Raw genomic sequence first — 13,507 nt, forward strand, 5'->3', positions numbered from 1 at the left:
TCTGTTGCTTAGTCACATTCAGAAGTCGCCCGAGTAGTCCTGGGTGATCCAGCGGTCGGGGCGGATCGTGAACAGGACCGATTCGTTGCCGTCCATCCGGTCGGCGAACGCTCGCCCGGCTTCGGGACCGAGGTAGCGGGTAGCGATGGCTGCTCGGACTTCCCGTGGCGAAGGTGTCACGGCGCCGACCACGGTGCCCTCGACGACGATGTACTGATACGGCAACTCTTCGCGCTGGACGACCAACGTCACCACGCCGGCTTCCCGGATGAGCCTGGCCTTGCGCCGGTTCGCACCGGTATTGATCCTGATGTCGCCACCGGGCATGTAGTCGTACCAGATGGGAACCGACGCGGGCGGTCGGCCGTCGGTCGCCGCGACCGACAGCACCGCAATATGCTTACCCGCGAGGAACTCTTGGCGCTCGGCTTCTGTGAATGGTTTCGGCACACAGCGTGTAACTGTCGGTCCAGGGGTTGTCTTCCCGCCTCGCCACGGTGGAAGACCCGGGCCGGGCGTCGCGGCGCCGGACCCGATCATCCCGGCCAGGCGAACCAGCCGACCCGGCGGAGTCGGTACCTTCCTGTTTCCGCGCGGAACAACCGGCCGATCGCCCGAGCGGGCCGACCGTACTACCCGGTCAGCAGCGTTCCCGTGGCCGCAGTCCGTGCTGTGTGGCGGGGCGGTTTCGGTAGGTGTTCTCCGCGAACCGCAGAAAGTACTGCAGATCCGCGATGTCGGAGACAGGACCGAAGGAGACCCGGATCGCACCGCCGCTGGGCAGACCCAGCGCCGCGATGTATTCCTCCATTGTCGCCATACGCGTCCGGAACAGGCGGCTCAGGACCGGCAGGCTGATCCCGAAAGCGGCCTCACCTGCCCCTGGATTACAGAAACAGCCGGTACGCAGGGAGATACCGGCTGCTGCCGACTCGGTGGCGATCAGGCGCTCATCGACGACGACGCCTTCCGGGTCGAGGAAGTTGAACGTGACGGTGCCCCCGCGGCGCGCGGTATCCACCGGACCGTAGATGCGGATCATCGGCGCCCCGTTGTCGTGGTGCAGCGAGCTCAGCCGGTTCAGCAGCCGGCCGGTGAGGCAGGTGACGCGACGGCGCACCGTATCGAGGCCGATCTCGCGCAGCCAATCGAGACCGAAGGTCACGTCCGGGATGGACAGGAAGTTCAGTGTCCCGTCCTCGAAGGCCGACTCGTCGTCGGCCCCGACGTGCCAATTGCCCTGCAGGCTCGCCGCGGCGATGGTTCCGCCCGCGAACCACGGCCGGCGCAGCCCGGCCAGCGCGGACCGGCGCGCGACGAGACATCCGACGCCGGTGGGGTAGCCGAACAGCTTGTACCAGCTGATCGGGACGAAATCCGGCTTCACCACGTTCAGGTCGAGTGCGTTGGCGGGGAGGTAGGCGGCGGCGTCCAGTAGTACGTCGTAGCCGCGCCGGTGCGCGAGTTCCACCCAGTCCAGGGGGTGCTGCACGCCCGTGAAATTGCTCTGTGCCGGATACGCGAACAGTCCACGACGTCCGGTGGTGGTGAGGCGGCGAGGGCGCAGCGCCGCGTCGACCGCCTCGTCGGTGGTGCGCAAGTCGGGTGTGTCGATAGGCGCGTACACCACCCGCGCACCGCGTGCCCGGGCGAATTCGCGGATCCCGATCACGGAGTTGTGATTATCGGCGGCCACGACGTATCGCGAACCGCGGGCGAACGGATACGCCTCGCCCACCAGCCGGCAGGCCGCGGAGGCGTTGGCGGTGAAAATCGCACAATATTCCGCCGGGTCGGCATTGAGATACGCCAGCACCGCGCGGCGCGCCTGCTCGACCGAATCGGTGGCCGCCCGGGAGGTCGGATTCTCCGAATGCGGGTTGCCGAAGCACTGTTCGGCCAGCCTGGCTTCGTGGGCCCGGTGCTGAGCGGTCGCGGCGAGCCCGGCGCCGGCGAAGTCGAGATACACCACACCACCGTCGTCCAAGTACCGGTACTCGGTGCTGCGCAGCAGATCCAAGGCGCCGGTGGTCTCGTAGTCCGGGTGAGCAGCCAGGAATTCCGCCGAGTCGGCGACCGTCTGTTCTCGGCTCGTATTCACGTGCGACTCCTGTCTGCGGCACTGCCGGCCGGGCACTGTCATTGCCGGTGAGTGCCGCATCAGACTCGCGCAAAACTCCCCCCACTGCCACCGCTCGCGTTGCCGAGTGTGGGAAGGCCGGGCGTAGAACTCGAAGGGTTCCTCCGCGGCTGTGTAGAGCTGCCGACCGGAGTTGACGGAACGCGGGCCAGGCCGAGAAAGTACCACCCGGTCTCTTTGTCTCGGGTTCGGTGAGAGATCATCCATGCGTGAATCTGGCTCGAATCAGCACCCGAGCTGCAGAACTTGCGGAGAGCTTCGGAGTGCGGCCGCCATGCGTCGTGGCGGGAAAAGTGCCGGCACACGCAACCGAGCGGTTGCGGCACTCGCTCCATAGGTGTCGCCAGGTTCTCACTGTCGGCGCCGGATTCGAAGACCTCCCGGCGATCGAGCAGGACGGTGCGCTCGCAAACACACTCGTGGTGACAAACCTCGTGCGGACCGGACAGCTCGAGACCGCCCTCGCCTACGCCATACCTTTCGTAGCCGTCGGCTACCCGTTGCTCTTCCTCTCCATCTTTTACGGCAATCCGGTATGGGCGACCTGTCCGTGTTCATAGCGCTCTACGTGCTCGGCCACCTGCTTACTTTCGGGCTGCGCTTCCGGCGCATCGGTTACCGCGTCGACCGAAGAGTGGCCGAGGTGATGGGGCGACAGGTCGTGGCTGCGATGATCGACCACGATATCCGCAACCGCCCCGTGCTTTCTGGCCTATGGCGGCTCTACTACAGCATCTATTGGCCTTTGGGGGCCAAGCGCGCGCGGCGGCTCGACGCTACGTTCGGGCCGCGTGTGGCTGGTTGGTTCATCGACAGCGCGGGTTGCTGAACGGCCGCCATCGGCAGCGCCGGCGGCCGCGTCAGGGTGTGCTGGACGGTGTGCCCGGTGCGGACTTCTTCGCGAGCAGACCGATGCCGAAGCCCAGCACCGTGATCCCGAAGAGACAAAGCAGCAGGCCACCGATCTGTGCCTCGGCGTCGGTGTCCGGGCTGCGCGCGGAGTTCGAGGAACCGGCGATGACAGCGGCCGGATCGACAATCGCCTGGATCCCGGCGGCCAACAAGGCGATCGCACAAAGGATCAGGACGATGCCACCGGTGATGCGCCCGGCGGTACGGCGGGGCGGTACGGCGTCCTGGGCGTGGTCGGAGGCGTCGGACGCTGACATGACCCAAACATATCAGTACCCGATCAGGTCTGCCGTCTTCGTACGAGTGCTCACGAACCTGCGCTCGAAGCCGATGACTGTATCGAGACCCACAAAGAGGATCAAGCGCGGCCGAACCGTCCGAGATGGCGGAATCCCGCCCCTCGCCGGATGGCGAGGACGGCCCGGAGCCCATCGGGCGCGACACCTTCGAGGCGGCGATGAGCGCAGCCCAGGTCCGCCGCGCAGCTACTGTCGGCTCGGCGGAGCACCCTCCGTGGTGACGTCGATCCATGCGGCATGATGACTCGATGGCCGAACTCCTGGTACTGGTGAACGGACTGCCAGGCTCGGGCAAGTCGACGGTGGGCCGCTCGTTGGCCCAGGCGCTGAACGCCCAGTTCCTGTCGAAGGACCTCATCAAAGAAGCCCTCGCAGCATGCATCGACAACGCCGAAGAACTTCCCCTCCTGGGCGGCATCGCGATGGACGCAGTATGGGACCTGGCACAAGCCATTTCGGGCACCGTCGTTGTCGACTCGTGGTGGTTCAAACCGCGTGACCTGCACTTCGCTCGAACTGGAATCGGCAGAACCGGAGCTACACGCGCAGTGGAGATCTGGTGTGAGGTCCCCGCAGAGCTGGCCAAAGCGCGTTACGCGGGCCGCCACCGCCTGCCTCTCTACCAAGACCGACAACGGCTTGCCGAAGACTGGGACACATGGGCCGAGCACGCCGCACCATTGGAACTCACGTCGACCCTGATCATCGACACCACCGAACCCGTCGACTGCTTCCACCTGGCCACACAGGTCCAGTTCGCAGCAGCCCCGGTCAATGACGGCCGGCCCGGCGCAACGGCGAGCCACATGCCAACCTAGGTTCCCATGGTGGCAAATATCGCGACCGAGCCGCAGTTATGCGTGTCAGTCAGAATAATTCACACTTCCCCTGCCACCCAGATCGGTGACTCGCCCGAGATGTTTGTGACTTCGAATTGGTGAGGGCCGCATAATCGATGACCGGTTCGCAGTCCGGAACCGGTCTGATCGGCGATCACCCTGGTTCAGGTTGCGCCGATCCTCTCCGCGTTCGACGGCGCAGGATACAAGGCCGATGCCGGCCTCATCCAAGAGCCGGACATCGACCCATCCGGCTCCACCCGCCACGTCTGCCATGAGCGGTATCTCCCGATGAACGGGCCCTGCGCACGTGAGGCCAGCACTGCGGGGAAGGCCCAAAGGGCGCCGTCGGCAGCGCTTGCGGTAGCCCATCCCCGGCGGCAACCAGGTGCTCAGGCCTCTGAGGTTCCCGGTATCCAGTGAGCCGCCGGCACGGCATGAGTTACCCGGCAGGCTGCGAAGCCGGCAGCCTGCCGGGGTCGAAGACGCGCGCCATCATCAGGGCATTCCGGCGTCGGCTCATGAATCGGCTCATGAATACGCTGAGCTGGTTGAGGGGCCCGTCGATGACGGTCGGGCCGGGACTGCGACGCTCGAGGTGGCGTAGCGCGGTGGTGACGACATCCTCGGGCGTGCGCAGCTTCCCGGCAGTCAGCACCCGGGCGTCCGATCCCATCCCGGTGGTGAAGTTCGAGGCGGTAGCGCCGGGCGCGACGGCGAATACGGTGAGGCCGGTGCCGCGCAGCTCCGTCCACAGTGATTCGGTGAAGCTGAGCACGAATGCCTTGGTAGCGCTGTAAACAGCCATCCGGGGAGACGGAAGGTAGGCGGAGACGCTGGCGAGGTTGATGATGAAGCCGTTTCCGGCGTCAACCATCTGGGGCAGGAACGCCGCGGTCAGCTGCACCGGCGCGGTCGTGTGGACGGCGATCTCGGCGGTGAGCTGTCCAGGATCCGCGCCGGGAAACGTGGCGAACGAGCCGAATCCGGCATTGTTGATCAGGCTCGTGACCTGGATGCCCCGATCAGCGACTGCCTGGTGAAGATCGTGTGCGGCGGTCGGGTGACAGAGGTCGGCCGGGATCACCTCGATCCGGGAATCGGTGGTGCGGCGCAGCTCGTCGGCCATCGATTCCAGCCGCTCGGCGCGGCGCGCGACGATGACGAGGTTGGAACCGCGGGCGGCCAGGGCTGTGGCGAAGGCGGCTCCGATCCCGGAACTGGCCCCGGTGAGCAGAACGGTCTGTGCGTGGTAGTCGACGGTCATGTAACCAGCAAACGGGTCTGTCGGTGCCCTCGTCCAAGACCTGTTTCGCAACCCGTCATGCGGGAGTCGCATAACGCACGCGCCGGCGGCTGGTGCTGTGACCGCACAGGTTCGCCGGGTCGACGGTCGTGGGGTTGGATATGCGGTGCGTCCGATCCGATCGCTGTAGGTGCGGTGGCCGAGCCGTCCGTATGCGCAGGCTCACCGGCCGAGGGGGACGGAAGCTGCAGCAGATCGTGCGCCGGGCAGCACCAGTACCAGGGACGGATCAGGAGCTTCTTCGCGGACTCGACGAACTCCGCGACGAGGTGCCTGGTGTCCCCGGCGCGGGTAGCGACGGCGACCTGACGGGGTCCGGATCGATCAGGGAGGGTCTGAACATCGTGACGGCGGATAACCTCGTCGAGGTCCCGTGGGCGAAGCCGCCGGTGTCACCGTCAGCCGCGATGTGCCGGCTCGCCGGCCGGCTACTCGCCTGGCGGCGCAGTCGCTCTCGTCGTTCACGAACACTAACGCTTCGTGGACTGTGTTCGGCGCTGCTCGGCGCGGCGGCGCAGGATTTCGGCGGTTCGGTCGTCGGCGGGGAGGAAGGCCTCGAGGTTGAGTTCGGAGAGGGTGATGTCGACGGCGGTGGCGAAGCTGGTGATCGTGGTGATCAGTCGGATTTCGCCGTCGGGGCTGCTCAGGCGCAGAGGGACGGCGAAGCCGAGGTGGTCGGGGCCCAGGTTTGCCTCGGGGAGGTAGCTCTCGAGTTCGGCGATGAACTCGTCGAGGCGGCTGTCGGGGCTGCGCAGCGCCTTACCGCGCAGGCTTTCGGTGACGTGGCGGCCCCATTCGGGCAGGTTCTGCACGCGCCGGGCCAGCCCATCGGGATGCAGGGCCAAGCGGAGCACATTGATCGGCGGGGTGATCAGCTCCGCCGCGCCCCCTTCGGTGAGGATGTCGATCGCCGCATTGGCGGCTACCAGCCGGCCGTAAGGACGGGTGACGACCGCGGGGTAGGGCAGATGTCCGTCGAGAATGCGCTCCAGCGCGGTGCGGACCGGACCCAGTTCCGGCGTGTCCAGATCGGATTCGGGGAAGATCGGGGCATATCCCGCCGCAAGCAGTAATGCGTTGCGCTCGCGGAGCGACAGTTCGAGCGATTCGGCCAGTCGCACCACCATGGTGCGACCCGGTCGGGAGCGTCCCTGCTCCAGGAAGCTCAGATAGCGTTGGCTGGTGTCGGCGCGAATGGCCAGGTCGAGCTGGCTCACGTGCCGTTGGGTTCGCCAATGCCGCAACTGCCGCGCGAACGGACTCGGCTCTACCACCGTGGTCATGAATCCAGTGATATCCGACCCGCCGCATCCGCGCCATTCCCCGCTGGGAATGACCGAACCGCATCGGCACGGCAGCGGGGTCATTCCCTGAAGGGAATCGCGCTGCCGGGTTGTTCTCGTCAAGCTCTGAGCCATGAGCAAGCGATTCGATGACAACGACCTGACCGCCTTCGCCGAACGCTACATGGCCCAGTGGAACGAAGCCGACCCGCAGCTGCGCCGCGAACTGATCCAGGAGATCTGGGCGCCGTCGGGTGCGCAGACCCTGGTCGATCCGCCGGTGGAGATCCGGCAGGCTGCCGCGCAACTGAGCTTCGTCGTGCCCGCGCTCGAAGTGCGCGGCCACGACGCGATGCAGGCGCGGGTGACTCGTGCCTACGAGATGTTCGTCGCACCCGGCGAGTACCTCTTCGAGGTGGGCGAGGCCGCCGAACTGCCCGCCGGTCTGATCGGCCTGCCGTGGTCAATGGTCGCGCGCGCCGACGGCGCTGTTGCCGGCGGCGGCTACGAGGTCATCGGCCTCGACGCCGACGGCCGCATCAGGTTCGACCACCAGTTCATCGAGGGTGTGCGTTGAGTGCCGGACTGTTCGTGCGGACCGCGATTTCTTCTACTACTACCGATCGCCGAGAGATGACCACGGATGCCACCTCGATCCACTGCACGTCCTGGTCGGGTTGACGGGTTCGGGAGCAGGAGATGCCGTAGCCGCGGCCACATCGGGTGGTCGTCGAGGTGCGAAGGCAAGACGGTCGAGTGTTTCTGTTGCGGGGTAATTCTGACTTCCATTTGTCTGATCGCCTCCATTGCCTTCACCGGCCTCATGGCTGCGGCCCCCGCTCAGGCGGTGGATGGGTAATAAGGTCCATTACAGTCACCGTGACAGGGGCATCCCGAGTACGGTCATGCTGAAGACCGCCGAGACGAACGGAGTTAAGGTTGGGCAGGAGTGCGGGTCGTACGTTTCCGAGGTCTTTCGGGTATGCCCGCGGTCTATCGCCTACAAGCTGGAGATAGTGCCCGTTACCGGCCCGAATTGGTACGGAGCAGCCGGTCGGTGCTATGTCCCCTCGCAGCCTTTTTTGTACGGGGCCATTCTTCGACAGCTTTGGAAGGCCGGTTCGGAATGGGCCACCGGCCTGCTCGGTACCGTGCCGGAGACCCGATGCTGCCGACTCAGTTCGGGTGCTGGTGGTCCTTGTGCGGGTGCCGGATGGAATCGCCACCCTTCGTATCGTGCAGCCGACCGAAACGGCTGGCGAGCAGATGCGCCATGCTCTCGGCCGCACCCCGGCAGGCGTCGTCGATCGTCGCGGCGTTGTGAGTCACCGCGACCGGTTGCTGACCGGTGGGACGGGCCTGCAACACGCATCGCTTGTCGCCCGGTCCGCCTCTGCCCGCGTGCTGATCACTGAGGTGGGCTTCGACGCTGACGATCTGGTCGCTGAAGCGTTCGAGCGTCGAAGCGATCTCCTCCTCGACGTGCCGGATCAGCTTGTCGCCGCTGTCGATGTTGCTATCGGTGTTGATCTGAATTTGCATATGCGATCCATTCCGGTAGGTGGCAACTGTACGCCCCCGGGCAGAAGCGGATGGTGCTCAGTGTCGAATGCGCCGATATCCCCGATACTCACCGTAGCCCTCGATGATTACTCAGCCGCCCGGGAGCCCGTAAAACGCACATTCCGGGGCGCTTCGGTCGGCCGATCCTGTATCGGAACGCTCATCCGGTCTGCAGGATTGTCATGACGGGAAAGAACTCGAAACAATTGGGGCTCGGCTGAACGAGGTAGTCGAACATCTACATATAGTGCGCAGTGCGCATTGCGCGAATATTTCTTGTATTGATTGCACAACCTTCCCGAGAGTGGCACGGCTGGTTTCCGAAGCCGACGGCCTCGAGAACATGGCCTTGTCGATGCCGGACTGTTTTTCCGGCGACACCGCGGTCGAAACCAGCAGGTTTTGGCGTCTCCGACGAACTGGTGGCGGCAGCGAAGGTGGCCTTCGCCGGTCAGCTCGACGGTAGTAATACCGGACGCCGACGGGAGGATCTGGCGCGTCGGATCGAGACGACACGCCGTATCCGGGACGGCGAGTAACTGGCACACCCGCGTGGACCGGGGAGTAGGAGCCCGGTCAGGTTCGTTGCTTCGCGGTGTCCACCAGCAATCGATGTAGCGCCGTGGCCGGTGGGCTTGCCCGGTCCGAGTGCAGCTCGACCTCGGTGAACGCTTCCACCAGCGCGGCGCCCGGGTCGAAGCGCGTGGTGGGCGAACATCCACTGAGCCGATCGCGCCAGTGCCGGTAACCGCTGACGATCCGGCCCAGCGGATCGCCGGCATGTTCGGGGCCGGCTATTCGCAGATATTCGGCGATCAGGGTGCGTTGGGCCGGCCGGTGTGCGGCGTGATCTCCCGCAGCGGACAAGGCGCGGCCGAGCTCACGAACCACCATCGCGTAGAGCGACCGGTCCATGGCGCCGGGAGCCGGCCGGCGGTCGCCGATCGCCCGTTGGATCGCCGCGGCACGCAGGCCGGGATCGGTGGCCGCGGCCCGGTCGAGAACGATATGCGTTGCCCGGAGTTCCAGTTGATCAGCGTCGGAAACAGCCGCCCGCTCCAGGCGGGCAGGCAGCCCGTCCGCCGAGTCGGCGATCTCCAGAACACGCAGGTCGATGGTGCGGTGTTGTTCGAGTACCTGATCGACGGCGGCGGCTATCTCGCGTGCTGCGGGTTCGTCCAGCCCGGCGGTGTCGAATCCGATGATCTGGAGTCCGTGCCGGGCGGCCAGTTCCTCGATGACGCGTAGTGCGGCGGGCTCTGTGACGGGCGGCGGAGGCCGGACCGGCTCGCGGCTTGCCTTGGGCGACTTCGGTATAGCTGCGGCGGGCGGTTGCTCTTGCCTGCGGTCGTCTCGGCGGCCCGGTGAGCTGGTCCAGGGTCTGCTGCCCGGCTGATTCGGTGGGGTGTCCGCGGAGACACCGCGCTGCGGGGTCGGTGGAACGTCCCGAGGCGGGCCGCCGTGTTGGGGAGGTGCGGAGACGCGCGGAGTGACGGCGGCCGGAGCACCGCGGCCTTCGGCGATCGGTTGAACGGCCGGCGCCGGCCCGGACCACGGAGAACGGGCTGTACCGCGGTCACCGGGCGCGGCGCCGCGGCCGGTTTGCGCCGGTGGGGTTTCCGGGCGGGCGGGGTCATTCGCGGGCCGGGCGGGCGCCGACGGGCCGGTCGGACCGTCACCCTCGTTGGGGTGGCCCGCTTCCGGCTGTGCGGAAGTACCGGTCGACGGATCATTCGCCTCACCCGAGGTCCGCGTTCCTGGTTCGGAAGTACTGGAACCCACCGGGTCGCCTGTCCCCGGCGCGGCTCCGGCCGGCACCGGCGCGCCCAGACCGGGATCGGGTACGTCGGCCGGTGCGGGAGTACGAGCAGAGGAGACCTCCCCGATAACCAGGTCGGCCGACCGTAATGCCCCCGACCCCGGGAGGGGAGACTGCAATCTCGCGGCATCGGCTCGCAAGCGCCGGCCGCCGTCGCTGTCCACTGTTTCGAACGCCGAAATCGACTGGTCGAGGATCGAACCCAGTTCGTGGAGGGCGCCGGCACTACTTTCCAATGCACTGACACCCTCCTCGGCGCCCGGCAGATAGTACTCCGCGAACGCTTGACCCATCTCGTCATCGCCCCAGCTTGCGGCGGCTTCGGTCATTCCGGCGGCCGTGAGCGCGTCCTGCAGATCGCGGGCTGTCCGGCCCGCGCTCTCCGCGATACCGCGCAGTTCATCGGTCAGCAGGCGCGCGGCGTCCGGATCGATATGAAACGACTCGCCCACATTCTCCTCCGCGCGCGGTTCACAGCTCACCCTCACGTCTCGAGCTGCCGGACAGCCTTGCTCGGCGACGACCAGGGAGCGCTTCGACCGGTATATTCTGCATGTCGCGGCGGGCCGATGCACCTTTTCGGCAACGATTTTCATCGATCGGCCGATCGTGGCTGCCGCTGACCGCCGCGCCACCGGCCGCACATCGGTCGGTCGGCACAGTCGGCTCGACCGCGCCGGCAGTGCGGTGGCGAGTGGCCACGAGCGCCGGCAGCTGGTAGCGGTCGTATCGCACCGATGTCATCGAATCAGGTGTCCAACGTGGACAGTTTCTTGTAGCAGCTCAGAGCGATCCGCCGGATGCAGGGCGGCTGCAGCCGGTTCCCGGGCTCGAGGCTTGGCGTGACTCTTCTCGTAGATGCTCCAGAACCCTGGTCGCGCTTGTCGTGCCCGCACCGGCCACCGCCGGCGGTTTCGTGGCGGTGGGCGTTGAGGCCCCCGCGGGTGACCGTGTGTCGCTTGCCAGAGTGATGCGACCACTGGTGTGCCACGGGGTATGGACCGTGTTGTCTGGTCGCGGGCCGCGTGGTGATGGAGACGCATGATCGGCTTCTGGTCAGTCCGGGCTGGCGGGTATCTGCTTCAGATGTCGGGTGGCCGTCCGGTCGCCGGCCTGGGCCATCACACGGACTTCGGCGATCCGGCCGAGCCGGATCAACTGCGCTATTCGTTCGGAGTGTGCGTAGAAACCGTTGACGGGATCGCTTTCCATGGCTTCGAGCTCGGCGAGCCCGGCCTTGTCCTCCCCGCGGCGGAAGTGCAGGTGTGCCAGCCATAATCGGGCGCTTGCGTCCCGGGATGCCTCCGCGCGCAGTCGGTCGATGCTGTTGGTGCGGACCAGGTATTCCATGAGTGTCGTGGAAGCCCGGTCGTCACCGTCGCGTGCCAGGAGCCGCAGGTCATCGACGCGGTCTGCGTCCACCATGATCTCGATCAACCGTTCGATTGCTCGTCATGGCCCGACGAACAATCGTTCCCACGGCAGGCGTGGTAGGTGTCGGTATTCCTCGATGGTGTCGTGGATCAATTCGATGGTGAACCATGGCTTTCTCCTCCAATCGTCGACCAGATTGGATGCAGCCACGGCAGTTGCTTGCTGGATCGAAACTGCGCGGGGCGACCTGCCCGAGGCGTTTGCTGCGGGAATCTCCGCGGTGCACGCGAGTGACCGCCGGCCGAACGCACTGTTCGCATGGGCGGCCCATACCTGTTACGGCGAAGCGCTTATCGAGTACCTCCTGCGGATCTTCGTGGAACTCACCGGCCGCCACGGATTTCGACGAAGCAGAAGCGCACTCTTCGACGAAGCAGCCGATGCTGCTGGGCCGGCGCTCGCCGCGGATCTGATGCGATCGCGACTTTTCGATAGATACGTTCGGCGGTATCGGCGGTGCCGCTGGTGTGTGCGACTTGCCCCGCGCCGCTTCGCTGATTATTCACCTCGCGTGAGCGAATGGGAAGGCGTCGCTCGCTGTCGAAGGTCGGTGCCCTCGGCAGAATACGCAAAACATGGGCAACCGGAAAACGCCTGGTCATCGTGGCGATTTATCCACTCGGCAGGTCGTAATGCACACGCCCGGACACGTCACCACCGAAGTCAGGGCGCGTTCATCGGATCCAGCACGGGAGTTTGTGCTGGGGTTCGTAGGATTACGGCGCAGCTGTTGAGAGCCGGAGGACGAGCGCGGTCGATCAACGGAGGCGTTCGCCGGCGATGAACCGCAGGTTCTCCACGAGGGCCATCGCCGACGGGCTCAACGTTCGACCGGCGGCCAGGGTGAGCCCGACGCTGTGGCCGATGGGACCCAGCGCGACCGGCAGTGCGGCGATCCGGGCGTCGCTGCGGCCGATCAGGCCCGGTAACACGGCGATCATATCGGTATCCAGCAGCAGCTGCCGGACGGTGAGGAACGAGGTCGCCTCTACGCGATTGACCGGCAACGCCATTCCGGCGCGGGCGAATGCTTCCTCGAGTTCCCGCCGTAGTGCGGTCTCTGTGCCGGGCAGAATCCACGGGTACTGCTCGAGATCTCGCAGCGCCAGGCCGGTCCGGTCGGTGAGCGGATGGTGTGCACCGGCGAACACCTCGATCTGCTCCTCGTAGAGTGGGGTGCGGAGCGTGCTCGCTGTCGTCGGTGAGGTCAGGCGGCCCACGATCACATCGATGCGGCCCGCCTCGAGTTCGACCAGCAGCGATTCCGGCGACCCCTCGCGGACCGCGACCGTGAGCAATGGGTGCGCCTGCTTCAGCCGGGCGATTGCCTGGGGGAGCAGCACATTCGATCCGGCGAGATGGGTGCCGACGAGGACGGTTCCCCGATCGGCCTCGGCGAGTTCGACGACGTGGCGGCTCGCCTGGTTCAGTTGCGCGAGCACCGCGCGGGCGTGTTCGGTGAACGCTGTACCGAAGATCGTCGGGGTGATTCCGCGCGGCCCGCGTTCATAGAGCTCGACGCCGAGAATCGTCTCGATATCCCGCAGGCTGCGGGTGGCGACGGGCTGGGTGATGTGCAGCTCCGCGGCGGCACCGATAACACTGCCTTGCCGGGTGAGGGCTTCGATCAGGACCAGATGCCGGACCTTCAAGCGACCATCGAGTAATCGTGGTTGATCCACATCGGACTCCCAGGGTGCGGTCGTATGGCGATTCCGCGGACAGGGCTATGAACGGATAACCATAGTAGGCGACGGAGAACGGGCCTCGAGGGTATAGCGGCGCGACGCGTTCGGGCGTAGTCATTCCGGTCGCAGCGGCGGCGCGACCTCGAGGTATAGCCATCGAGGCATGTCTACGGCGAGTATTCACATTTGCCTTGCATGGAGAGCCAGATCACGCTCATTGCGTA

General features: G+C 66.1%; 13 protein-coding genes. 3 read left to right on the plus strand and 10 right to left on the minus strand.

The window, feature by feature from the left end:
* Positions 1–18: 18 nt before the first annotated feature.
* Positions 19–450 carry a pyridoxamine 5'-phosphate oxidase family protein gene (locus QH195_RS23255; protein ID WP_280436996.1) on the minus strand — a complete coding sequence of 144 codons (432 nt, stop codon included), beginning with the start codon at positions 448–450 and terminating at the stop codon, positions 19–21.
* A gap of 190 nt (positions 451–640) precedes the next feature.
* Positions 641–2,101: an aminotransferase class V-fold PLP-dependent enzyme gene (locus QH195_RS23260; RefSeq protein ID WP_280436997.1), complete on the minus strand. Its 1,461-nt coding sequence runs from the start codon at positions 2,099–2,101 to the stop codon at positions 641–643.
* Positions 2,102–2,675: 574 nt separating this feature from the next.
* On the opposite strand from QH195_RS23260, the gene QH195_RS23265 reads away from it, so the two are divergent.
* Positions 2,676–2,969 (plus strand): hypothetical protein, encoded by a 294-nt coding sequence (locus QH195_RS23265; protein WP_280436998.1) that lies wholly within the window; start codon positions 2,676–2,678, stop codon positions 2,967–2,969.
* 31 nt (positions 2,970–3,000) lie between these two features.
* Here QH195_RS23265 and QH195_RS23270 read toward each other — a convergent pair whose 3' ends face one another.
* Positions 3,001–3,309, minus strand: coding sequence for a hypothetical protein (locus QH195_RS23270; RefSeq protein ID WP_280436999.1), 309 nt, complete (start codon positions 3,307–3,309; stop codon positions 3,001–3,003).
* Positions 3,310–3,599: 290 nt separating this feature from the next.
* Between QH195_RS23270 and QH195_RS23275 the strand changes: the two genes are divergently transcribed.
* Entirely contained in the window at positions 3,600–4,169 is a 570-nt protein-coding gene (locus QH195_RS23275) for an AAA family ATPase (protein WP_280437000.1), read from the plus strand.
* Positions 4,170–4,632: 463 nt separating this feature from the next.
* Here the strand turns inward: QH195_RS23275 and QH195_RS23280 are convergent, their stop codons facing one another.
* Both QH195_RS23280 and QH195_RS23285 read right to left on the minus strand, forming a co-directional pair.
* Complete coding sequence (locus tag QH195_RS23280) at positions 4,633–5,457, minus strand: SDR family NAD(P)-dependent oxidoreductase (RefSeq protein WP_280437001.1); 825 nt, start codon at positions 5,455–5,457, stop codon at positions 4,633–4,635.
* A gap of 509 nt (positions 5,458–5,966) precedes the next feature.
* The gene (locus QH195_RS23285; protein WP_280437002.1) at positions 5,967–6,779 is read right to left on the minus strand and encodes a helix-turn-helix domain-containing protein; all 813 of its coding nucleotides are present in this window, start codon (positions 6,777–6,779) and stop codon (positions 5,967–5,969) included.
* 133 nt (positions 6,780–6,912) lie between these two features.
* Here QH195_RS23285 and QH195_RS23290 point away from each other — a divergent pair, with 133 nt between their 5' ends.
* Entirely contained in the window at positions 6,913–7,356 is a 444-nt protein-coding gene (locus tag QH195_RS23290; protein ID WP_280437003.1) for a hypothetical protein, read from the plus strand.
* Between the two features lie 599 nt (positions 7,357–7,955).
* On the opposite strand, the gene QH195_RS23295 is transcribed toward QH195_RS23290, so the two are convergent.
* From QH195_RS23295 to QH195_RS23315, 5 genes are all read right to left on the minus strand, one after another.
* Positions 7,956–8,321: an HPF/RaiA family ribosome-associated protein gene (locus QH195_RS23295; protein ID WP_280437004.1), complete on the minus strand. Its 366-nt coding sequence runs from the start codon at positions 8,319–8,321 to the stop codon at positions 7,956–7,958.
* Between the two features lie 597 nt (positions 8,322–8,918).
* Complete coding sequence (locus QH195_RS23300; protein ID WP_280437005.1) at positions 8,919–10,613, minus strand: hypothetical protein; 1,695 nt, start codon at positions 10,611–10,613, stop codon at positions 8,919–8,921.
* A 604-nt stretch (positions 10,614–11,217) separates the two neighbouring features.
* Positions 11,218–11,586 carry a hypothetical protein gene (locus tag QH195_RS23305; RefSeq protein ID WP_280437006.1) on the minus strand — a complete coding sequence of 123 codons (369 nt, stop codon included), beginning with the start codon at positions 11,584–11,586 and terminating at the stop codon, positions 11,218–11,220.
* A gap of 27 nt (positions 11,587–11,613) precedes the next feature.
* Entirely contained in the window at positions 11,614–11,745 is a 132-nt protein-coding gene (locus QH195_RS23310; RefSeq protein ID WP_280437007.1) for a hypothetical protein, read from the minus strand.
* 608 nt (positions 11,746–12,353) lie between these two features.
* Positions 12,354–13,277, minus strand: a complete 924-nt coding sequence (locus QH195_RS23315; protein WP_280437008.1) for a LysR substrate-binding domain-containing protein — start codon at positions 13,275–13,277, stop codon at positions 12,354–12,356.
* Positions 13,278–13,507 lie beyond the last annotated feature (230 nt).

The sequence above is a fragment of the Nocardia carnea genome (assembly GCF_029868855.1).
In the GTDB taxonomy this organism is placed as follows: domain Bacteria; phylum Actinomycetota; class Actinomycetes; order Mycobacteriales; family Mycobacteriaceae; genus Nocardia; species Nocardia carnea_A.

Bases quoted from the DNA above. Each gene is read 5' to 3' on its own strand.
- QH195_RS23265 (WP_280436998.1), top strand. From the start codon at position 2,676: ATGGGCGACCTGTCCGTGTTCATAGCGCTCTACGTGCTCGGCCACCTG.
- QH195_RS23270 (WP_280436999.1), bottom strand. From the start codon at position 3,309: ATGTCAGCGTCCGACGCCTCCGACCACGCCCAGGACGCCGTACCGCCC.
- QH195_RS23275 (WP_280437000.1), top strand. From the start codon at position 3,600: ATGGCCGAACTCCTGGTACTGGTGAACGGACTGCCAGGCTCGGGCAAG.
- QH195_RS23280 (WP_280437001.1), bottom strand. From the start codon at position 5,457: ATGACCGTCGACTACCACGCACAGACCGTTCTGCTCACCGGGGCCAGT.
- QH195_RS23285 (WP_280437002.1), bottom strand. From the start codon at position 6,779: ATGACCACGGTGGTAGAGCCGAGTCCGTTCGCGCGGCAGTTGCGGCAT.
- QH195_RS23290 (WP_280437003.1), top strand. From the start codon at position 6,913: ATGAGCAAGCGATTCGATGACAACGACCTGACCGCCTTCGCCGAACGC.
- QH195_RS23295 (WP_280437004.1), bottom strand. From the start codon at position 8,321: ATGCAAATTCAGATCAACACCGATAGCAACATCGACAGCGGCGACAAG.
- QH195_RS23305 (WP_280437006.1), bottom strand. From the start codon at position 11,586: ATGGTGGACGCAGACCGCGTCGATGACCTGCGGCTCCTGGCACGCGAC.